Source organism: Variovorax sp. Soil_C_39 (assembly GCF_057656815.1).
In genome coordinates this window covers 475,007-495,242 of the sequence record NZ_JBDGJQ010000004.1, presented here as the reverse complement: position 1 = coordinate 495,242, position 20,236 = coordinate 475,007, and the positions used below count along the sequence as shown (strand labels likewise).

At 67.9% G+C, this 20,236-nt stretch carries 18 protein-coding genes; 6 read left to right on the top strand and 12 right to left on the bottom strand.

Translation table 11 applies throughout. The annotated features are described in order from the left end of the window. Positions 1 to 13 precede the first annotated feature (13 nt). The 8 genes from AC3A6J_RS13745 to AC3A6J_RS13710 form a co-directional block, all read right to left on the bottom strand. Positions 14 to 955: a peptidylprolyl isomerase gene (locus AC3A6J_RS13745; protein WP_487860501.1), complete on the bottom strand. Its 942-nt coding sequence runs from the start codon at positions 953 to 955 to the stop codon at positions 14 to 16. After that, a complete protein-coding gene (locus tag AC3A6J_RS13740) occupies positions 952 to 1,692 on the bottom strand; it encodes a hypothetical protein (protein ID WP_487860500.1) in 741 nt (246 codons plus the stop codon). Before AC3A6J_RS13740 ends, AC3A6J_RS13745 begins: the two co-directional genes overlap by 4 nt. A gap of 10 nt (positions 1,693 to 1,702) precedes the next feature. After that, a complete protein-coding gene (locus AC3A6J_RS13735; protein WP_487860499.1) occupies positions 1,703 to 3,568 on the bottom strand; it encodes a putative porin in 1,866 nt (621 codons plus the stop codon). Further along, entirely contained in the window at positions 3,565 to 4,266 is a 702-nt protein-coding gene (locus AC3A6J_RS13730) for an energy transducer TonB family protein (protein WP_487860498.1), read from the bottom strand. The genes AC3A6J_RS13735 and AC3A6J_RS13730 overlap by 4 nt, the downstream gene beginning before the upstream one ends. Before the next feature lie 10 nt (positions 4,267 to 4,276). Further along, the gene (locus AC3A6J_RS13725) at positions 4,277 to 4,690 is read right to left on the bottom strand and encodes an ExbD/TolR family protein (RefSeq protein ID WP_337314779.1); all 414 of its coding nucleotides are present in this window, start codon (positions 4,688 to 4,690) and stop codon (positions 4,277 to 4,279) included. Between the two features lie 12 nt (positions 4,691 to 4,702). Then, positions 4,703 to 6,508, bottom strand: a complete 1,806-nt coding sequence (locus AC3A6J_RS13720; protein ID WP_487860497.1) for a DUF2341 domain-containing protein — start codon at positions 6,506 to 6,508, stop codon at positions 4,703 to 4,705. Positions 6,509 to 6,597: 89 nt separating this feature from the next. Then, entirely contained in the window at positions 6,598 to 8,211 is a 1,614-nt protein-coding gene (locus AC3A6J_RS13715) for a ShlB/FhaC/HecB family hemolysin secretion/activation protein (RefSeq protein ID WP_487860496.1), read from the bottom strand. Between the two features lie 188 nt (positions 8,212 to 8,399). Further along, the gene (locus AC3A6J_RS13710) at positions 8,400 to 9,626 is read right to left on the bottom strand and encodes an alkaline phosphatase PhoX (protein ID WP_487860495.1); all 1,227 of its coding nucleotides are present in this window, start codon (positions 9,624 to 9,626) and stop codon (positions 8,400 to 8,402) included. A gap of 343 nt (positions 9,627 to 9,969) precedes the next feature. On the opposite strand from AC3A6J_RS13710, the gene AC3A6J_RS13705 reads away from it, so the two are divergent. After that, complete coding sequence (locus AC3A6J_RS13705; RefSeq protein ID WP_487860494.1) at positions 9,970 to 10,587, top strand: YdeI/OmpD-associated family protein; 618 nt, start codon at positions 9,970 to 9,972, stop codon at positions 10,585 to 10,587. A gap of 27 nt (positions 10,588 to 10,614) precedes the next feature. Here the strand turns inward: AC3A6J_RS13705 and AC3A6J_RS13700 are convergent, their stop codons facing one another. Continuing rightward, positions 10,615 to 11,334, bottom strand: a complete 720-nt coding sequence (locus tag AC3A6J_RS13700; RefSeq protein WP_487860493.1) for a GntR family transcriptional regulator — start codon at positions 11,332 to 11,334, stop codon at positions 10,615 to 10,617. A 113-nt stretch (positions 11,335 to 11,447) separates the two neighbouring features. Here AC3A6J_RS13700 and AC3A6J_RS13695 point away from each other — a divergent pair, with 113 nt between their 5' ends. From AC3A6J_RS13695 to AC3A6J_RS13675, 5 genes are read left to right on the top strand one after another with little or no spacing between them, the layout of a single operon-like run. Next, the gene (locus tag AC3A6J_RS13695; protein WP_487860492.1) at positions 11,448 to 12,335 is read left to right on the top strand and encodes a fumarylacetoacetate hydrolase family protein; all 888 of its coding nucleotides are present in this window, start codon (positions 11,448 to 11,450) and stop codon (positions 12,333 to 12,335) included. Between the two features lie 9 nt (positions 12,336 to 12,344). Next, positions 12,345 to 13,364, top strand: coding sequence for a TRAP transporter substrate-binding protein (locus AC3A6J_RS13690; RefSeq protein ID WP_487860491.1), 1,020 nt, complete (start codon positions 12,345 to 12,347; stop codon positions 13,362 to 13,364). Positions 13,365 to 13,379: 15 nt separating this feature from the next. Beyond that, on the top strand, positions 13,380 to 14,795 hold the full coding sequence (locus AC3A6J_RS13685) for an FAD-binding oxidoreductase (RefSeq protein WP_487860490.1): 1,416 nt from the start codon (positions 13,380 to 13,382) through the stop codon (positions 14,793 to 14,795). A gap of 16 nt (positions 14,796 to 14,811) precedes the next feature. After that, entirely contained in the window at positions 14,812 to 15,315 is a 504-nt protein-coding gene (locus tag AC3A6J_RS13680; protein ID WP_487860489.1) for a TRAP transporter small permease, read from the top strand. Between the two features lie 12 nt (positions 15,316 to 15,327). Then, a complete protein-coding gene (locus AC3A6J_RS13675) occupies positions 15,328 to 16,608 on the top strand; it encodes a TRAP transporter large permease subunit (RefSeq protein WP_487860488.1) in 1,281 nt (426 codons plus the stop codon). Positions 16,609 to 16,643: 35 nt separating this feature from the next. Here the strand turns inward: AC3A6J_RS13675 and bioD are convergent, their stop codons facing one another. From bioD to bioA, 3 genes are read right to left on the bottom strand one after another with little or no spacing between them, the layout of a single operon-like run. Next, on the bottom strand, positions 16,644 to 17,366 hold the full coding sequence (gene bioD, locus AC3A6J_RS13670; RefSeq protein WP_487860487.1) for a dethiobiotin synthase: 723 nt from the start codon (positions 17,364 to 17,366) through the stop codon (positions 16,644 to 16,646). Beyond that, a complete protein-coding gene (gene bioF / locus AC3A6J_RS13665; RefSeq protein ID WP_487860486.1) occupies positions 17,363 to 18,595 on the bottom strand; it encodes an 8-amino-7-oxononanoate synthase in 1,233 nt (410 codons plus the stop codon). Before bioF ends, bioD begins: the two co-directional genes overlap by 4 nt. After that, positions 18,579 to 19,973 carry an adenosylmethionine--8-amino-7-oxononanoate transaminase gene (bioA, locus tag AC3A6J_RS13660; protein ID WP_487860485.1) on the bottom strand — a complete coding sequence of 465 codons (1,395 nt, stop codon included), beginning with the start codon at positions 19,971 to 19,973 and terminating at the stop codon, positions 18,579 to 18,581. Before bioA ends, bioF begins: the two co-directional genes overlap by 17 nt. Positions 19,974 to 20,236 lie beyond the last annotated feature (263 nt).

Below are 20,236 nucleotides of genomic sequence, written 5' to 3'. Positions count from 1 at the left end.
GGGCTTGGGTTGTTCAGTTCGTCTTCTTCAGTGCCGCGTCGAGCGCGGCGGCGTCGATGCTCAGCTGTGCCGGCGGCGCCAGCTGCGCCAGGAAGGCCTGCACCAGCTGCTGCTGGCGCTGCTGACGCACGGCGGCGCGCAGCTGCGGCGTCATCTCGTCGAGCGTGGCGGTGCGCGCGGGCTGGATACCGAGCAGCTTCACCACATGGAAGCCGGCCTCGGCCTCGACGGGCTCGCTGACCTCGCCGACCTTGAGCTTCGCAATGGTGTCGCGCAACGCGGGCAGGATGCGCGCGAGCGGCAGGGTGTCGACCTCGCCGCCGCGCTCGGCGCTGCGCGGATCCTGCGAGCGCGCGCGCGCCAGGGCGGCAAAATCGCCGGCGCGCGCCTCGCGGGCGAGCGCTGCGGCCGTGTCGCGCACCTTGGCCATGGCGGCGGCATCGCGCTCGGGCGTGGCCAGGTAGATCTGCGCCACGCGGTAGGCGGCGGGCAGGTTGAAATTGGCCTTGCCCTGCTCGTACGCAGCCTTCAGTTCGGCGTCCGACGGAAAACCCGCCGGCACCTGGCTCACCGAATCGAGGTAGCTGCTGCTCACGATGCGCGACGTGACCTCGCGCACGGCGGCATCGATCTGCGCCTTCACCTCGGGGCGGTCGGCCCAGCCCTTGGCGCGCGCGTCGCGCAGCAGTGCCTCGCTCACGAGGCGCTGGCGCAGCCAGGCGTCGAGGCTCGCGCGGTCGACCTTCACGGCGGTGCGGTCGGCCTCGGGCAGCGCCTGCAACAGCCGCTCGACCTCGTCCTGCCGGACCGTGGCGTCGCCCAGGCGCGCGACCACGGCCTGACCCGGTGCGGGCGCCTGCGCGGCGGCCACGCCCATCGACGAGGCCAGCACCACGCCGGCGGCGGCGCGAAGCCCCTGCGCCAACACGGTGGACGACGACTTGGTGCGCTTCATGGCTTGTCTCCCGCGGCGGGGGCCGCCGTTGTGGCGGCAGCGGCAGCCGCGGGCGCGGGCATGTTCACCGCGCGCACGTCGAACTTGCCTTCGTACAGCTTGTCGCCGTACTGCTGCGCGATCTGCTCGAACTTGACGCGGCTCTGCGCGGCAAAGGGCTGGCGCGATGCGAGCACGCTGCCCAGGTCGACGGTCTCGTAGGCGCGCAGGATCTCCTGCCCCACCGCATAGAGCTGCTTGTTCTTGGCCTCGCACTGCGTGAGCGCGGTGCGCTGCATCGCGGCCTCGCCCGCGAGGCGCTGGCGCTCGGTCTCGGCGGCGCGCGCCATCTTCAGCAGCTCGTCGTAGGCGCCGCGGTACTGCGCCACCTGCGCGGCGGCCTTTTCGTTGGTGGCCTGCGCCTGCTGGCGCAGTTGCTCGGTGCCGGCGGTGGCCTGGCCGCGCGCATGACGCTCGGCCGACAGCTGCGCCTGGCTCTGCGCCAGCTCCTTCTTGAGCGCCTCGAGTTCGGCCGGCGCCGGCGCGGCAGCTGCGGCCGTGGCACCGGTACCCGCGAGCTGGCCGGCCTTCAGCGCGGCCAGCTCGTTCTGCACCTGCTGCAGCTGTGAGGTCGTCACGCGCAATTGGGCGCGCAGCCGTTCCTCCATGCTCTGGCCCTGCGCCTGCTGTGCGTGGGCCACGCCGGCCGCGGCGGTCAGCACGGCCAGCACCAGCGCCGAAAGATGTTTTCTGGACACGGGGGCCTCCTCAGAATCGCGCATTGAATTCGAGCTGCAGGGTGTCGATCGACAGCGGCGGTCCATAGATTTCCTTGGTCGAGATCCAGCGGCCGGTGAACCACATGTTCTTGTCGATCGCGTACGAGCCGCCCAGGAAGTAGCCGCGGGCATTGGTGCCGCCGCCATGGAAGGTCGAGTCGTTGTAGCCGTCGGGCATGGCGTCGGGTTCGATGCGCTTGTAGCCCGCGAGCACGTTCCAGTCGCCGCGCGCCGACGGCGATGGCTTGCCGTAAGTGGCCTGCAGCATGTAGGCGTTGCCGCCGCTCTTGAAGTCGCTCTGCGCGGTGCCGCCCGTGGGGCCGAAGTTGTTGACGATGGCGCCGCGCGCGCCCGCACGGCTCCAGATGTCGTTCGCGTCGTACGCGGTGTTGCGCACGAAGTTGGCGTCCAGGCGCAGGTTGTTGCCCGCCACCGCAGTGTCCCAGCGCAGGTTCAGGTCGATCAGGCGGAACCGCGATGCCAGACCCACGTACTGCGGCTGCGGCGTGCCGGCCGGGTTGAGCGGATCGAGCGCGATGTCGCGCAGCAGCATGAGCGTGTTGCCCTTCTGCATGAAGGCCGGGCGCGACCAGTCGGTGCTGCAGCCGTCGGCGCCGGCGTAGAGCGCGCAGGGCTGCGAGACCTGGCCGCTGATGTTGCGGAAGTTGTAGTACGCGAGCGCGCCGCGCACGCGGTTGTCGTCGTTGATCTTCCAGTCGGCGCCGATCTGCGCGCCGAGCAGCCACTTGTTCTCGCTCGCCATCTTTTCCTGGCTGCGGCTCGGCGAATGGTCCGACGAGTATTCGAGCGGGATCAGCCCGAGCGTGCCGAACAGCGACAGGTCCGGGTTGGACGCGAGTTTCTTGTCGAACTGCGCGGCGATGCCGTCGAAGTTCAGGTCGTTCGAGAACACCAGGTCGCTCGACATGAACGGGTTGCCGAAGCGCCCGCCCGTCACCGTCAGCCAGTCGACCGGCTTGTGCGAGATCCACATCTGGTCGAGCCACACGCTCTTCTTGCCGAGCCCGCCGCCCAGCGTCTGGGTGGTCGAGACCGGGCTCTCGTCGCTGCCCGAGGCCAGGCGCACGCCAGCCTTGGTGTTCTCCGACAGGTCGGCCAGCACGCCCAGGCGCGCACGCGCACGGAACAGGTTGCGGCGGTCCTGCCGGGTGTTGAGGATCGACGGCAGCGCGAGGTTGGTGTTCGGGTTGACGTCGTAGCCGCTGCCGTCGTTGAGCGCGGGCCAGTTGATCTCGATGTTGCTGTTGTTGCCCGCGTAGCTGCGCGATTCGTTGCGAATGCGCACGTCGCCTTCGAGGCGGATGCGCTTGCTCCACTCGGGGGTTTCGTTCGGCGCGGCCCAGCCTTCGTCCTTGGCCTGGGCCATCACCTGGGTCTTGACCTCGTCGCGGATCTGGTCGCGCACGGTCTGCGAGATGTAGGGCACGCGCACGTCGCCGGCTTCGAGCCGCAGCCCGCCGGCGGTGCTTGCAGAGGCAGCCGTGGCAGAGGCGGCGATGCGCTGCTGCGCCTGCTGCGAGGCCATGGCTTCGGTCTGGGCCTGCGCCAGCAGCGCCTCGCCCACGTCCTTGGCGAGCGTGCCGCTCTGGATCAGGCCGCGGATCAGCTTGACCATGGTGGTCTCGGCGGGTGCCGGCGCGGCGGCCTGCGCATGGGCGCCGGCGGCCGCGAAGACGAACGCGGAGGCCACGGCCGCCGCGAGCGCGCACTTGCGCAGGGTCGGCATGGCGCCCCGGCTCTGGATGTTGGTGAGATGGTTCATCGCTTCGTTCACAGGATTGAATGGGACTGGCAGGGCATCGGCACGGGCCGCGCGGAAGGTCGCCGCGCTCATGGGCGGCGCCCCTTCATGGACACGCGCATCGGAAAGCGCAGCGACGCCGGCGGCGTCTCGCCCGGCCGGTCGAGGTTGCGCACCAGCGCAAGCACCGCCTCGTCGATGTCGCTGGTGCCGGTGCCGCGCACCAGCTGGACCCGCGTGGTCCGGCCGTCGGCGCCGAGCCACAGGTCGATCTGGATGTCGTCGAACACCAGCTGGCGGGTGCGCGCATCGCGCGACAGGGCCTGTTGCAGCAGGCTGGAGACATAGCGCGCATACGAGCCGCTGCCCAGGCCGCCGCCGCCGGCGCCGGTGCCGCTCATGCCGCCGCCGCTGCCGGCCTGGATGCCGAAGGCGTCGTTGCCGGCTTCGCCCGCGCTGTCCATGGTCACCGGGTCGCCCAGGTCCTTCGAGGGGCTGGGCGGCGCGTCGTCCTTGGGCGGTTCGAGCGGCTCGACCGGCTTGGGCTCGGGCTCGACCACTTCGGGCTTGATCTTTTCCGGCTCGGGTTCGGGCAGCTTCTCGGGCTCGGGCGGCGGTGGGGGCGGCGGCGGCAGCATCAGCATCGGCGCATCGGCCACCACGCGCTTGGTGCTCGCGGTGTCGGACAGCAGATACCACACCAGCGCCACCAGCGCGGCGAAGATCGCCAGGCCGATGGCCGTGCCGCCCCAGCGGCGCCAGAGGCCGGAGGTCGGATCGCGAGGTTTCACGCTCCGCTCCTCACTTCTGCTTGCCGGTCACGAGGCCGATCTGGTTGAGCTCGATGCGGCGCAGCAGGTCGAGCACGTCGACCACCTTGGCGTACTGCACGCTGGCATCGCCGCGCACGATCACCGGGAAGTCCGGCGACAGCGCCTTCTCGGTGCGCAGGCGCTCCTCGAGCTCGGGCAACGTCACCGGATAGGCGTCGAGGAACACGTTGCCCGCGTTGTCGATCGTGATCGCCTTGGTCTTGGGCTTCTCGAGCGCCACCGAGGCGCTGGCCTTCGGCAGGTCGACCTTGATGCCCGGGATGCTGGCGTTGCTGGTGAGGATGAAGATCACCAGCACCACCAGCAGCACGTCGACGAAGGGCGTGATGTTGATGCCGCCCGTGCGCTTGCGCACGGCGAACTTGGCTGCACTGTTGGCCATGGCGTTGCGGACTCAGGCGCGCTTGGCCACGGCCACGGGCAGCGAGCGGCCCTCGCCCTGCTCTTCGGCCAGGCGCGTGACGAACTCGTCGACGAAGACGGCCATGTCGGCGCCGATCGCGTCGGAGCGCGAGGCCAGCCAGTTGTAGCCGAACAGCGCGGGGATCGCGACGCCCAGGCCGGCCGCGGTACACAGCAGCGCCGCCGCCATGCCCGGGGCCACCGAGTTGATGTCCACCGCGCCGGCCATCGCCGCCACCACGAACACCAGCATGATGCCGATCACGGTGCCGAACAGGCCCACGTAGGGCGCGCCCTCGATGGTGGTCGACAGCCAGTTCATGCGCTTTGACATGCGCTCGGTCTCGCGCACCATCACGCCGTCCATGGCGGCGCGGATCGCGCCGATGGTGGCGGTCGATACGGCGCTCAGGTCGTAGCCGCGGTCATGGCGGCGGCGCATCTCGTCGATGGCCACTTCGTACAGGCGCCATAGCGAGGAGTCGGCGCGCACGCGCTCGGGCACGGTGTTGCTCACCGCCAGGCGGTCGAGCGGGGCACCGGCGGATTCGCGGAAGTGCTCGATGAAGGCCGCGTTGGCGCGCGAAGTGGCGCCGTAGCTGCGGCCCTTGCCGATCATGATGGCCCACGACAGCACCATCATCAGGCCCAGCAGGCCCACCACGATCCAGGCGTCCAGCGGCATCGCGGCCAGGATGTAGCCGAAGTGGCTCTTGCCGGCCTGCTGCTCGTCGGCACCGAACACCGTCAGGCGGGACTCCGCGCCTTGCGACACGGCATCGGCCAGCAGCAGCGCGTCGGTGCGCGCCACCTTCGAGAGGCGCACTTCGTCGACCGCGCCGGTGAAGGGCGCGAAGGTGGCCGCGGGCTGCGCGCCAGCCGCAACCGGCAGGCTGCCCGGTGCGTCGCTGCCGAGCGCGGCCGCGCTGTTCAACGCCGGCAGTCTGGCCGCCAGCGTCACCGTCGGACGGCCGCCCACGTACAGCGCCACGCTCTCGCCCTCGGCCTTGACCGCGAGGTGCGACCACTGGCCGGCCTGGATCGGCTGGCCCGGCGTGCTGCGCTGGCCGTTGACCTGCACGAAGGGCACGCCCTGGTCGATGCCCACCACGAACTCGCCCGCGCCGTCGCGGCGCGCATAGATCGCCTGGCTGGCGCCGAGCGAATCGGGCCGGACCCAGGCCGAGAAGGTCAGCGCACCGCCGGCCGCCACGGTGAGCGACGGCGTTGCGGGCAGCATCAGCGGGCCGCTGCCCAGTTGCGCGCCCTTGCCGATGACCGTGCCTTCGACCGGCACGGCCGCGGTCTGGCCGTGGTTGCCGTAGGCGGTGGTGTCGCGCGGCGGCACGGCCGCCTCGGCGAAGTGGTAGACCAGCGTGTAGTCGGGGTCGAAGCTGCGCTGGCCGTTGCCCGATGCGGGCGCCTTCGGGTTGCCGTAGTACATCCACAGCTTCTGCGGCGTGCCGGCCGAGACGTTGGGCACGTCGACCCAGATCAGCGCCATGCCCAGCAGCGGATCGAACTGCTCGATCTGGTGGTTCAGCACGGTCTTGTCGTCACCCGCCACGAAGCGCAGGTCGGCGCCCGTCTCGCTCACGCCCTCGAACTTGAAGTTGCCCGTGTGCAGGCGAACCAGCACCGGCGCGCGGCCGGCATCGCTGCCGATCGCGCCGGCCTGCGGGCCGCCGTCGATGGTGACGGGTTTGCGGTAGGCCCATTCGGCCTGCCACCAGGCGTGGGCCAGGCCCGGCAAGAGCGTGCTCAGCAGGGTGAGCACGATGAAAAGAATGCGTCGCATGACAGGGTTCTCCGGAAAGCTCGTAGAGAGAGACAAGAAAGAAGGAAAGGAATGAGCGAAGGAAAGAAGGCGGATGAAAGCCGTGCGCTTCAATAGCTCGCGGTGAGGCTGAAATTCACGCGCGTGTCGTGCTTCTGGGTGCGCGGGCCGTCGACCAGCGGGTAGCCGATGTCGACGCGACCCGACAGGTACGTGCCCACCTTGAAGGTGGTGCCCAGGCCCACCGAATACAGCGAGAAGCGCTCGTCCTGCTCAGGCAGCGGGCTCTTCAGGCGCAGCCGCGCCGCATCGGCGAAGGCATACACGCGCCAGTTCTCGACCGTGCTGCCCAGGAAGGTCAGCGGCTGGCTGCGCAGCTCGACCGAGCCGACCACGCCGTAGTCGCCGGTGGCTTCGGCCGAGAGATAGCCGCGCACCGAGTTCATGCCGCCGCCGGCGATCTGCTCGCTCGACACCAGCGGCGAGTCGGTCATCTGCCCGTTGAAGCGGAAGGCCAACTGCTGGCCGCCGCCGAAAGTGTGCGTGCCGTTGAGGTCGGCCTTCAGCACCATGAAGCTCGGCGAGGCCTTGTAGCGCTTGTAGTCGAACGCGGCCCAGTCGCTGCCGTAGTTGAACGAACTGCTGGTGCCCGCCACCAGCGAGACGCCCACGCCGAGCTGGCTCTTGTCCGACTGCCGGAAGCCCGTGTACGACAGCGTGACCGGCGCGTACTTGAGCGGCACGGTGTCGGCCGTGCCGTTCAGGCTCAGCGCCTCCTTGTTGTTCTTGAAGTCGATGCCCACGCTGAACGCGTGCCACCAGTTGCCCGCGTTCGGCACGGTGTAGGTCGCCTTCACCCCGATCGAGTGGCCCTTGCCGAGCACGTCGGTGCCGCCCACGGTGGCCACGTTGCTGTCGGACACGAAGGCGGTGGCCTCCACGCTCCACGCGGTGCCCGAGATGGGCGCCGCATACGAGGCCGAGAACACCTGGGTCTGGCTCAGGTCCTGCGGCGCGCCGAAGAAGCTCAGCGAGGCGCTGTGGCCCAGCTGCCAGAGGTTGTCGTGGCCCAGAGAGGCCGTCGCGCGCAGCTTGCGCGTGTCGGCGCTGTAGTCGTTGTTGAGGCCGACGCTGCCGCGCCATGGGCTCGAGTCCTGGACCTTGAGGTCGACGTCCATCGTGCCCGGCATCGCACCCTGGCGCACCAGCGGCATCACCTGCCGCTTCGGGCCGCGGTTGAGCGCTGCGAGCTCGGCCTGCGCCTGGTTGAAGTCGGGCACGCCGCCCTCCTTCAGCGCCGGCACCTGGTCGCGCACGTCGAGCGGCGAGTTGTATTCGGCGCCCACCACGCGCACGCGGCCCACGCGGGTCTCGTTGACCTGCAGGAACACCACGCCCTGGGTCACCTGCTGCTCGGGCAGGTCGACGTACACCGACTGGTAGCCCGCTGCCTGGTAGGCCGCGAGCAGCGCGTCGCGCGCCGCTTCCACATCCTTGAGCGTGCGCTCGGGCCCGAGGAAGGGCGTGACCGCCTTTTCGATGGCGCGCGCATCGAGCACGGTGTTGCCGCGCACGATGTACTCGGCGATGTCGACCTTGCGGGCGGGTTCTGCGGGGGCCGCGGCCTCCTGGGCCAGGGCCGCCGCCGGACTGCCCAGCGCCATCACTGCCAGCCACACCGCTTTCCAGCACAGCGGTGGCCGGCTCTTCTTCATGTCATGCATTTACAGCTCGGTTCTCAAGGATGAAGCTCGCTTGCAGCGGCTCATGATGGAGAGCCTCGATGTCGCTGCTGCGTACGGTTACCTAGACGCGTGGCGTACGCAACGACTGCGGTTTGTCACGAAAACTTCATCAAGAAAAAAGGCCTCCCGATCGGGAGGCCTTGAGCAGACTCTTCACCTTGGCGTCGTCACCGCGCCGGGCGGGGCAAGGCAATCTCGAAAGTGATGCCATCCTCGGATCTGCCCGTCGTGCCGCGCTGCGAGCTGAAATACAGGCGCGTCCCATCCGGAGAGAGGGCCGGCCCGGTGGTTTCGCTTGCGTTGTGTCCGACCAGGCGCGCGATCACCTGGGCACTGCGGTCGGCACGCACGATGCCGACTTCCAGGTTGCCGCCATCCTCGGTGGCAATGATTTCGCCGAGCGCGGTGATCGTGATGTTGTCAGGCCGGTTGACGGCGAAAGTGACCGGGTCGACCGAGTTCTTGTTGCCGTCGTAGATGACCTCGATCGTCTGGTTCGCGACGTCGAAAGCCCAGATGCGGTGGTTGCTCTGGGTAGCGAAGTAGACGATGCCGTTGAAGTACCAGGTCCCCTCGCATTTCGGAAAGAAGGTGCCCGGCGGGACGACGCCTTCCGCGGGCGCCACCGCGAGGCGGACGTAGCCTTGGCCCTGCTCGGGATGGAGGGCATCGACCCAGTCGACTGCGCATGGCTTGTCGATGTCGAGCCCAGCCGTTGCTGCGGCGGCGATCACCTCGGCGTTTGCAGGCAGGCCGCGAAGCTGCAACACCTGCAGCTTGCCGTTCTGCAAGCGCGGCCGGTCCAGCCCCTCCGGCCAGTCGGTCGCATCGCAGACGAAGCGATAGATGCGGCCACCACTGGAATCCTCGGTCAGGTAGAGGACGCGGTTGAATGGATCGACACTCACCGCCTCGTGCGAGAAGCGGCCCAGCGCGGGGAAGCTTCGTCCCGTCTGGCCGTCGACCCACGGCGTGAACGGATCGCACTCCCACACCAGGCCGGCGCTTCGGCCGATCAACGCGACCAGCGGATCGTTCGGGGCCAGCTCGAACTCCTCGCAGGACAGCCAGGTGCCCCATGGCGTGCTTCCGCCAGCGCAATTGCCTCCGGTGTTCTTGAGGATCGGGTAGCTGTCGATCAGTTCGCCATCCTTGCTGAAGCGCAGCGCACCAGCGCCACCGGCAGGCTTCATGTCGGCGTCCAGGGCCAGTTCGGAATTGCTGACGTAGACCCAGCCGCCATCTGCAGCGGCGAAACACGCCCCGCCATCCGGAGCGCCGTGCCAGGCCGGCCTGCCCGGCAACGGGGGCTGGCCCGATCGCGCCACGATGCGCGAGCTGAAACCCTGGGGCAGCATCACGCCATTGGCATCGGCGGGCTGCAGTTCGGACATGGCTTCGAACGGGCTCGTCGAACGGGGCGGCTCGGACGGCGCCGGTGCGGGTTCGGGTGCAGGCGTCGGTGCAGGTTCTGGTGCGGGCGCAGGGACAGGGGGTTGTGCCGCCCCCAATACGGGAACGATCCGGTCACTGCCGCCCCCGCAGGCTGCAACGAAGCTGGCGACGGACACGCCGCCACCGCTCGCGAGCGACAAGCGCAAAAATCGACGACGACCCGGAAGGTCGAGAGGAACAATGTCGGGCATCTTCGTGGTCTCGAAACGTGAAAAGGCGTAAGCCTGGCCGGCGTCGATGTCAACCGCGTGTCGGCTCGCTCGCTGCGGCACACTCCACGCGATGCCCGCCGCCAAACCCGCCATCCAACCCGACGCCTCCCCGACCTTGTTCAAGAACGCCAAGGCCTTCGAGACCTGGCTGAAGAAGAACCACGCCACCTCCGACGGCCTCTGGCTCAAGATCGCCAAGCGAGGCGCCGATGAGCCCAGCGTCACCTACCCCGAGGCGGTGGAGATCGCGCTCTGCTGGGGCTGGATCGACGGCCAGAAGAAAGGGCTCGATGACCAGCACTTTCTGCAGCGCTTCACGCCGCGGCGCGCGCGCAGCGTCTGGTCGAAGATCAACGTCGACAAGGTCGCCGCGCTCATCGAGGCGGGCCGCATGCAGGCGTCGGGCCATGCGCAGATCGAGGCCGCCAAGACCGACGGACGATGGGCGCGGGCCTACGACGGCGCGCGCACGTCCACCGTGCCGGAGGACCTGCTGGCGGCGCTCGAAGCCGAGCCGAGCGCCAAGGCCTTCTTTGCAACGATCAATGCGGCCAATCGCTACGCGGTGCTGTGGCGCATACAGACTGCCGTGAAGCCCGAGACGCGCGCCCGACGCATCGCCCAGCTCGTGGAGAAGCTCGCGCGCGGCGAGACCATTCACATCTTCAAGCCCGCTGCGAAGGCGTGATCTCGACGAGGCGGACCTGGCACGCTTCTATTGCGGCGCAGAAGAAGCACGTGAAGACGACGGACGGCTCTGGGGTGCTGCAAGCAGAGGCGATCGCAAGATGATCTCGGCCGTTGCAAGGAAATGCTGTTCCAGCTCTTTGAGGGCCGCTTTTTCGTCACGCTTCAGCACCGCCTCGGTCAGGCGGCGGTGCTCACCGCGCACATCGCGGGTGTCGGTTTCCAGAGGGGCCGAAAGGCGGCGATAGCGCTCGCTCTGCTCGTGCAGCAATTTGCGCAGCCGCAGCAGCCAGGGGCTGGGGCACGCGCTGACCAGCGCTTCATGAAATTCCTTGTGCGAATGGCTCCAGACGTCGGTGACCCGCGTTTCCGCGTCGGCTGGCGAGTCCTGCAGCCGTTCCATGCGATGGGCGGCAGCGACGATGCGCGATTCCCATTCGACGTCGCCCAGCCTCATCGCCTGCGCGAGGCACAACGACTCGATCTCGACGCGGGTGCGGGTGATGTCCAGCAGTTCTTCGCGGCTGACCGGACTGACCCGATAGCCGCGATGGGACTCGGCGATCACCATGCCCTCCGCACTCAGGCGAGACAAAGCCTCCCGAATGGCCCCGAGGCTGACCTCGAAGCGCTTCTCCAGTGCGCCGATGTTCAGCTTTGCCCCGGCAGGCAACTGGCCGTCGAGGATCTCGGCGCGTATCAGGCGACAGACCGTCTCGGCCTGCGTGGGTTTGGCGGTAGGCAGCATGGCTCTGAAATTTTATCCGGGTATGTACTAGCTGCCGAATAATATATTGTTAGCTAAATTATACATATCACCTGATGAAAACAAAGTTCAGGTCATTCAAAGGAAAGAGACACATGAAATTGCTGCGTTTTCTGTCGGAAGGACGCGAAGGCTGGGCGGTCCACGACGCGGCTGGCGACGCATGGCACGGCACGACGCAAAACGCCCTCGCGTATCCGGGCGCACTCGACGACCTGATCCGCCAGGGCCGGCCGGCGCTCGATGCCGCAGCATCCGTGATGCGCCAACAGCCTGCGCTGGACCTGGCGCAGGTGCAATTGCTGGCCCCGCTCGGTCGTCCCGCCAAGATCATCTGTGTCGGGCTGAATTACCGAGACCACTCGGAAGAAAGCGGCTTTGTACAACCCGACTACCCCACGCTCTTTTCCCGCTTCACCACCAGCTTGGTCGCGCATGACGCACCCATGTTGCACAGCGCGCTCTCGGACACGCTGGACTACGAAGGCGAACTGGTCGTGGTGATCGGCAAGGCAGGTGCGTGCATCACGCGCGAGCAGGCACTGTCGCACGTGCTGGCGTATTCGGTGTTCAACGACGGCAGCGTGCGCGAGTACCAGTTCAAGTCGCCGCAATGGATGGTCGGCAAGAATTTCGACGGCACCGGCGCTTTCGGACCCTGGCTGGTCACGGCCGACGAACTGCCGCCGGGCGCCCGCGGCCTGCTGCTGGAGACGCGACTGAACGGGCAGACCGTGCAATCGGCCAACACCAGCGACATGGTGTTCGACGTGGAATCGCTGATCGTCACGATCAGCGAAGCCATCACCCTCGAAGTGGGCGATCTCATCGTCGCCGGAACCCCCTCGGGCATCGGGCATGCGCGCGAGCCGAAGCTCTACATGAGGCCTGGCGACGTCTGCGAGGTCGAGATCGAAGGCATCGGCCTTCTGCGCAATCGCGTGCAGAGCAGGCCCGCGTCCCACCCGCCCGTCAACCACTGAGGAGACACCATGAACTGGTCCCGATTTATTTCCACTGCAGCTTTCAGCACGCTCGCGGTGCTGGCGCCATGGAGCGCGGGTGCGCAGGACATCAAGGCGCGCACCGCGCGTTTCGGCCACGGCATGGCCGACGCGCACCCGGCGGGGCAGGCGGCCCGGATGTTCTCGGCCGAGATGGAAAAAGCGACCGGCGGCAAGATGAAGACCGCCGTCATCGCCAACCAGGCGCTGGGGCCCGACCCGCAGATGCTGGGTGCGCTGCAGGGCGGCGTGCAGGAGTTCTACACCGGCAGCGCGCTGGCGCTGCTGGGCCAGGTCAAGGAGCTGGGGTTCCAGGACGTTCCGTTCCTGTTCAACACCGAAGCCGAAGCCCACGCCGTCTTCGACGGGCCGGTCGGCAAGCACCTGAACGACAAGCTCGCCGGTGTCGGCATCCATGTCTTGGGCTGGTGGGAGAACGGTTTTCGGCACATCACCAATTCGAAGCGCCCGGTCAATACCCTGGACGACCTCAAGGGGCTGAAGCTGCGCACCCAGCCCAACCCGCTCACGCTGGACGCCTTCAAGGCGATCGGCGCCAATGCGTCGCCGCTGCCGTGGTCGGAACTCTTCGTGGCACTGGAAACGCGGGCGTTCGACGGGCAAGAGAATCCCGTCGTGCTGATGTACACCCAGCGCTTCTACGAAGTGCAGAAGTACATGACGCTGTCGGGCCACGTCTACTCGCCGCTGATCTTTGCGGTGTCCAAGAAATTCTGGGACAGCCTTTCGGCCACCGAGAAGCAGATGATGACCACCGCCGCCGCCAGGGCCACCGCATTCCAGCGCAAGACCACGGCCGCCGAGGCCAGCAGCGCGCTGCAGGGCATGAAGGACAAGGGCATGCAGGTGACCCAGTTCTCCGCCGCCGATCTGCAGGCCATCCGCGACCGCGTGCCGCCGGCCATCGCGCCGCACCTGGAGAAGATCGGGCCCGAGTTCATGACCCTGGTTCGCAGCGAGATCGCCCGCGTTCGCGCCGCCCAATAACGTTCCCGCTCCACTGTGAATTCCCGCCCTCCACTGCCTGCCTTCTTTCTCGAGAACCTGAGCCAGCTGCTGGGCGATCGCCTGTCCACCAGCGCCGCCGTGCGCGCGCACCATGGCCGCGATGAATCGGTCCTGCCGGCCATGCCGCCCGATGCGGTCGCATTCGCACGCACCACGCAGGAAGTGGTGGCCATCGTCAACCTGTGCCGCGTGCATCGCGTGCCCCTGGTGCCGTACGGCGCGGGGTCCTCGCTCGAGGGGCACACGCTGGCCGCGCAGGGGGGTGTGACATTGAATCTGCAGCAGATGGACCAGGTGCTGGCAATCCATGCGCAGGACCAGACCGCCACCGTGCAACCCGGTGTGACGCGCAAGGCGCTCAATGCGCTGCTTCGCGACACCGGCCTGTTCTTTCCCGTGGACCCCGGCGCCGATGCGAGCTTCGGCGGGATGTGCGCAACGCGCGCGTCGGGAACCAATGCGGTGCGCTACGGCACGATGCGCGAGAACGTGCTCAACCTCACCGCCGTCACGGCCGATGGCGCGGTCATCAAGACCGCACGCCGGGCCAGGAAATCGGCTGCCGGCTACGACCTGACACGGCTGTTCGTCGGCTCCGAAGGCACGCTCGGCGTGCTGGTCGAGGCCACCGTCAGGCTCTATCCCCAGCCCGAGAGCATCATGGCGGCGGTATGCGCCTTCGCGGACATCCACGCGGCGGTGGAAGCCGTGGCCCTGATCATCCAGATGGGCGTGCCCATCGCGCGTTGCGAGTTTGCAGATGGCGTGGCCATCAAGGCGCTCAACCTGTACAGCAAGACCGGGCTGCCCGAACAGCCCCATCTGTTCTTCGAATTCCACGGCAGCGAAGCGGGCGTGCGCGAGCAGGTCGACGTGGTGCAGAGCATTGCAACGGACGGTGGCGGTGCGCAGTTCCAGTGGGCCAGCAGCCCCGAGGAACGAAGCCGGCTCTGGGAGGCTCGGCACAACATCTATTTCGCCGCGCTGCAACTGCGTCCGGGCAGCCGCTCGGTGGTCACCGACGTGTGCGTGCCGATCTCGCATCTGGCCGCCTGCGTGACCGAGACCGCGCACGACCTTCAGCGCAGCGGCATGCTCGCGCCCATCGTGGGCCATGTGGGCGACGGCAACTTCCATGTGCAGATGCTGGTCGACGGCGCCTCCCAGGCCGAACTCGACCAGGCCGAACACCTCAACGCACGCCTGGTGGCGCGCGCCCTGGCCATGGACGGCACCTGCACCGGCGAGCATGGGATCGGCCTGCACAAGCAAGGCTTCCTGCTCGACGAACTGGGCAGCGCCCCGGTCGATCTCATGCGGCAGATCAAGCGCACCATGGACCCGCACAACATCATGAACCCCGGAAAGATCTTCTCCGGGGCCGAGCCCGTGGCTGCCCCGTCTTCTTGAACGTGCACAGACAGCAATGAAACGACTGATCCACTGGTATTTCAAGGCGCTGGAACTGGTGATGGTCCTGTGCCTGGCCGCGATGTGCCTGATGGTGTTCGGGAACGTGCTGCTGCGCCACTTCTTCGATTCGGGAATCAACGTCTCCGAAGAACTGTCGCGCTTCATGTTCATCTGGCTCACCTTCCTGGGCGCCATCCTCGCGATGCGCGAAGGCGGCCACATGGGCGTGGACATGGTGGTCCGCCGGCTGACCGGCAAGGCGCAGTTCGTGGCCGTGGTGCTGGCCCAGGGCCTGGTGTTCGGGTGCTGCGCCGTCCTGCTGTGGGGCCTGATCAGGCAGTACGCGCTCAACGCCGCCAACATCGGCCTGGTGACCGGCATCTCCCTGGCCGTGGTGTATTCGGTGGCCTACCTGTGCGCAGCGTCCATTGCCATCATGGCGTTGGCCAACATGGTGCGCCTGCTGCTCGGAAAGACCAGCGCGCAGGCACTGTTGCAGACCGGCAGCACGGACTGAGGACGCACAGCCATGATCGTCACCATCTTCGTTGTTGCGCTGCTCGCCGCCATGGCGCTGGGCGTGCCGATTGCCTTTGCGCTGATGGCCTGCAGCATGGCCATGATGCTGTACATGGACTTCTTCGATGCGCAGATCATGGCGCAGAACATGTTGTCCGGCGCCGACAGCTTTCCTCTCATGGCCATTCCGTTCTTCGTGCTTGCGGGTGAGCTGATGAACGCCGGCGGCATCAGCAGGCGCATCGTGAACGTGGCCAGCGCATGGGTCGGCCACTTCAAGGGCGGCCTGGGGTATGTGGCCGTCTTCGCATGCGTGCTGATGGCGTCGCTGTCCGGCTCGGCGATCGCCGACACGGCAGCGGTGGCGGCGCTGTTGATCCCCATGATGCGCAAGGCCGGCTACGACATCCCGCGTGCCTCGGGCCTGATCGCCTCGGGCGGCATCATCGCGCCGATCATCCCGCCGTCCATCGGCTTCGTCATGCTCGGCGTCGTGGGAAACATCTCCATCACCAAGCTGTTCATTGCCGGTATCGTGCCCGGCTTGCTGATGGCCGTGGCGCTGGTGCTGACCTGGGCCTTCCAGGCCAGGCGCGGCGACATGCCGCGCGGCGAGAAGATGCCGCTGCGCGCGCGTTGGCAAGCCACCTTTGCGGGCCTCTGGGCCTTGCTGCTGCCGATCATCATCGTGGGCGGCCTGAAGGCCGGCTACTTCACGCCGACCGAGGCCGCCGTCATTGCCGTGTTCTACGCACTGTTCGTGGGCTTCGTCGTCTACCGGGAGCTGAAGGTCGCGCAGCTGTACGCCTTGCTGCTGGCGGCCGGCAAGACCTCGGCGGTCGTGATGTTCCTCGTCGCCGCGGCGCAGGTCTCGGCCTGGCTGATTGCCGCGGCGAGCATCCCCATGGTGGTCGCGGACCTGTTGCAGCCGCTGGTGGACAGCCCGACGCTGCTGTTGCTGGTCATCCTGGTGCTGGTTTTCGTGGTGGGAACCGCGCTGGACTTCGCGCCCACGATCCTGATCATGGTTCCGGTGCTCATGCCGATCGTGAAGATGGCCGGGATCGACCCCGTCTACTTCGGCGTGCTGTTCATCATGAACAACGCCATAGGCCTGATCACCCCGCCCGTGGGCACCGTGCTCAACGTGGTCTGCGGGGTCGCCAGGGTGCGAATGGAGCCGGTGATCCGCGCGGTGCTGCCTTATCTGCTGGCGCAGCTGGGCGTGCTGCTGCTGCTGGTGCTCTTTCCGCAGATCGTGATGGTGCCTCTTCAATTCCTGACACGTTGACGATGTCCTCGAGCCAACCTGAAGCGCCGGGCGATTCAGCATGTCGCAGCGGGCCGCGATGCGGCATGCGCCGCAATGGCGCGCAAGGCCCGCAGGTCGAGGTGCCGCGCGGCGCTGGCCGGGTCGGGCTCGGCCAGGTATGGCACGACGCCGAGCAGGGGCGCGCCGAGCGCGGCGCGCAGTGTCTGTAGGTTGGCTTCGGGCGCGAGCATCGCGGGATCGATGCTGCTTGCGACCCACCCCGCCAGCAAGAGGCCGCGCGTCCGGATGGCCTCGGCCGTCAACAGCGCATGGTTGAGGCAGCCCAGGCGCATCCCCACCACGAGGATCACCGGCAGGCCCAATGCGACGGCCAGGTCGGCGCTGTCGAAATCGTCGCCCAACGGCACGCGGAAACCGCCCACGCCTTCGACCACGACCGCCTCGGCGCGCCGCGTCAGTGCCGCGAAGGCCGACAGCAAAGGCGGCAACTCGATGCGCACGCCCTCTTCGGCTGCAGCGAGGTGCGGGGCCATCGGCGCGCGCAGGAGGTAGGGACAGCGCAGCGCCAGCGGCGCGTCGGCATTGCCAGCCGCGCGCAACTGCTCGACGTCGTCGTTGCGCCATTCACCCTCGACGAAGCTCAGGCCGGCGGCCACCGGCTTCATTCCGACTGCCTTCATCCCCGATGCGGCCAGCAGGCTCAGTATCGCGCTGCTCACCAGCGTCTTGCCCACGCCCGTGTCGGTGCCCGTGACAAACCAGCGCAGCGGCATCATGCGGCGTCCCTCCAGGGCTTCGCCAAGGCCTTGCCCACAGCGTCGACCAGCCGGTCCACGTCGGCCTCGCTGTGGCTGGCCGACAGCGTGATCCTCAACCGCGCGGTGCCCGGAGGAACTGTCGGCGGGCGGATCGCGCCGACGCGCAAGCCGCTGGCGTCGAGGTGTGCCATCAACTGCATCGCACGTGCGTTGTCGCCGACGATCAAAGGCTGGATCGCCGTGGGCGAATCCGGCAGCCAGGCGCTGCCGTCGGGCGGCAGCATGGCCCGGAGCCCCCGCCGCAGTTGCACGATCCTCTCTTCGAGACGCGAGCGGCGCAGGCTCCCTTCGGGACCCTCGATCGTCGCAAGGCTCGCCAGCAGCGCATGCGCGATGGCCGGCGGCGCGGCGGTGCTGAAGATGTAGGGCCTCGCCCGCTGCACGAGGTAGTCGATGACGGTGCGATGCGCCGCCACGAACGCCCCCGACACGCCGGCCGCCTTGCCAAGCGTGCCGACCAGCACCAGCCGTTCCGAACGCAGCGCCGCAGCTTGCAGCACGCCACGGCCGGTGGCGCCGAGCACGCCGAAGCCGTGGGCGTCGTCGAGCACGAGCCACGCGTCGTGGCGTTCCGCCAGCGCGAGCAGTTCGGCCACCGGCGAGATGTCGCCGTCCATGCTGAAGACGGCATCGCTCACGATCAGCTTGACGGGCGCGTTGCAGGCGCCGAGCTGTGCGTCGAGCGCGGCAACTCCGCGGTGCGGGTAGCGCTCGACGCGCGCCTTGGCCAGCCGCGCACCATCGATCAGCGACGCATGGTTGAGCGACTCGGAGAAGATCACGGCCTCCGCACCGCCGAGCGCCGAGAGAACAGCAAGGTTCGCCATGTAGCCCGTGCAGAAGAACAGGCTCTGCGCCTTCGGAATGTACGGGGCCATCCAGGAAGCCAGCCGATCCTCGAGTTCGGCATGCGCGCGCGAGTGGCCCAGGACGAGGTGCGAGCCACCGCTGCCCGTGCCGTAGCGCGCCGCGCCTTCTGCCATCGCAGCGGCCAGCGCCGGATGCGCGGCGAGGCCCAGGTAATCGTTGCTGCTGAAGCAAAGCATCGCGCGCTGCGCGGCCGAACCGGCAAGCGTGAGCGACTGCCCGGGTGCGCAGGCTGTCTCGGCGATCTGCCGGAAGCGGCGCAGCGACTGCGCGTCGAGGGCTGCGATCTCGTGCTGCAGGCGGTCAAGCAAGCGCGACATCGCCTTCTCCTTGCGTGCGGGTGGAGGCGGCCACGTCCTTCAGCGTGGCGATCGTTCCGTCGACGAGCAGGTCGATCTCGCTCTCGCCGATCGCATACGGCGGCATGAGGTAGACCGTCGCGCCGATCGGGCGCATCAGCAGTCCGTTCGCCCTGGCAGCCAGGTGGAAACGTTCGGCGAAGCGGGATCCGGGCGCACGCACATCGAAGGCGGCGATCATCCCGCGCTGGCGCAGGTGATCGACAGGCATGCCCCGCAGAGCCTCGCGCAGGCGCGCGTTCATCCGTTCTGCACGGCCGCGGTTGCGCCGTAGCGCGTCCTCCTGCTCGAACAGGTCCAGCGTTGCGAGCGCAGTGCGGCAGGCCAGCGCATTGCCAGTGTAGGAATGCGAATGCAGGAAGCTGCGCGCCACATCGTCGTCCACGAAGCCCTGGTAGATTTCGTCGCGCGCCATCACCAGCGCCAGCGGCAGGTAGCCACCGCTGATGCCTTTCGAAAGGCACAGAAGATCCGGCCAGATGCCGGCCTGTTCGCACGCGAAGAAGCTGCCCGTGCGGCCGCACCCGACGGCGATCTCATCGGCGATCAGGTGCACGCCGTAGCGGTCGCACAGCGCGCGCACGAGGCGCAGGTATTCGGGGTCGTGCATCGCCATGCCGGCCGCGCATTGCACCAGCGGCTCGACGATCACGGCGGCTATCGACTCATGCTGCTGCGCGAGCAGCGTCTCGAGATCCGCGGCGGCACGGCGCGCCACCGCGACGGAATCCTCACCGGCTCGGGCGGCCCGTGCGTCGGGCGATGCAACGTGGTGTGCGTCGGCCAGCAGCGGGCCGTAGGCGCCGCGGAACACCGGTACGTCAGTGACATGCAGTGCGCCCAGCGTTTCGCCGTGGTAGCCCTGCCGCACTGCGACGAAACGCTGCTTGCCGCTGCGGCCCGCGTTGCGCCACGCGTGGTAGCTCATCTTCAAGGCGATCTCCACGGCAGAGGCCCCATCCGATGCATAGAAGCAGTGGCCCAGCGCATTTCCGCTGAGCGCGGCCAGCCGTTCGGCCAACTCGACGGCCGGCGCGTGCGTGCAGCCCGCGAGCATCACATGCGAGAGCGTATCGATCTGGTCCTTCAACGCAGCATTGATGGCAGGATGGGCGTGACCGAACAGGTTGACCCACCACGAACTCGTCGCGTCGAGGTAGCGACGTCCGTCATGATCGAACAGCCACACGCCCTTGCCCCTTGCGATGGGCAGCGGCGGCACCGCTTCGAGCCGGATGCTCTGCGTGCAGGGATGCCACACATGTTGCCGGCTGCGCTGCTGCCAACGGGTGTTTTTCGATGGCGCGGGCAGCAGGGAAGAATTGATCGGAGAGGCCATTCATTGCGTGCTGGAGTTGCGAAGGGCGCGATCGTATCGACGCGCCTCGCGTGCGACAAACCACTGGATCGGCGTCGAACTTCCGCGCCGAAGCCCGAGCTTGGGTCGGGTACGCGGCGAGTTACGCGCAGCGCCGCGCAACATGGCCGCTTTTCAGCGGACCCCGCACCGGCGACGAGAGCGCAAGTTGTCGTTCTTGCGATAGATATAGCTGCGCAATGTCGCTCGAACTCAGCGGCCGCGGACCGTTTTTTGTAATCGGA

Excerpts from the sequence above, each read along its gene's own strand:
- AC3A6J_RS13745 (WP_487860501.1), bottom strand. The coding sequence starts at position 955 with ATGAAGCGCACCAAGTCGTCGTCCACCGTGTTGGCGCAGGGGCTTCGC.
- AC3A6J_RS13735 (WP_487860499.1), bottom strand. The coding sequence starts at position 3,568 with ATGAGCGCGGCGACCTTCCGCGCGGCCCGTGCCGATGCCCTGCCAGTC.
- AC3A6J_RS13725 (WP_337314779.1), bottom strand. The coding sequence starts at position 4,690 with ATGGCCAACAGTGCAGCCAAGTTCGCCGTGCGCAAGCGCACGGGCGGC.
- AC3A6J_RS13720 (WP_487860497.1), bottom strand. The coding sequence starts at position 6,508 with ATGCGACGCATTCTTTTCATCGTGCTCACCCTGCTGAGCACGCTCTTG.
- AC3A6J_RS13715 (WP_487860496.1), bottom strand. The coding sequence starts at position 8,211 with ATGCATGACATGAAGAAGAGCCGGCCACCGCTGTGCTGGAAAGCGGTG.
- AC3A6J_RS13710 (WP_487860495.1), bottom strand. The coding sequence starts at position 9,626 with ATGTCCGAACTGCAGCCCGCCGATGCCAATGGCGTGATGCTGCCCCAG.
- AC3A6J_RS13705 (WP_487860494.1), top strand. The coding sequence starts at position 9,970 with ATGCCCGCCGCCAAACCCGCCATCCAACCCGACGCCTCCCCGACCTTG.
- AC3A6J_RS13700 (WP_487860493.1), bottom strand. The coding sequence starts at position 11,334 with ATGCTGCCTACCGCCAAACCCACGCAGGCCGAGACGGTCTGTCGCCTG.
- AC3A6J_RS13695 (WP_487860492.1), top strand. The coding sequence starts at position 11,448 with ATGAAATTGCTGCGTTTTCTGTCGGAAGGACGCGAAGGCTGGGCGGTC.
- AC3A6J_RS13690 (WP_487860491.1), top strand. The coding sequence starts at position 12,345 with ATGAACTGGTCCCGATTTATTTCCACTGCAGCTTTCAGCACGCTCGCG.
- AC3A6J_RS13680 (WP_487860489.1), top strand. The coding sequence starts at position 14,812 with ATGAAACGACTGATCCACTGGTATTTCAAGGCGCTGGAACTGGTGATG.
- AC3A6J_RS13675 (WP_487860488.1), top strand. The coding sequence starts at position 15,328 with ATGATCGTCACCATCTTCGTTGTTGCGCTGCTCGCCGCCATGGCGCTG.
- bioD (WP_487860487.1), bottom strand. The coding sequence starts at position 17,366 with ATGATGCCGCTGCGCTGGTTTGTCACGGGCACCGACACGGGCGTGGGC.
- bioF (WP_487860486.1), bottom strand. The coding sequence starts at position 18,595 with ATGTCGCGCTTGCTTGACCGCCTGCAGCACGAGATCGCAGCCCTCGAC.
- bioA (WP_487860485.1), bottom strand. The coding sequence starts at position 19,973 with ATGGCCTCTCCGATCAATTCTTCCCTGCTGCCCGCGCCATCGAAAAAC.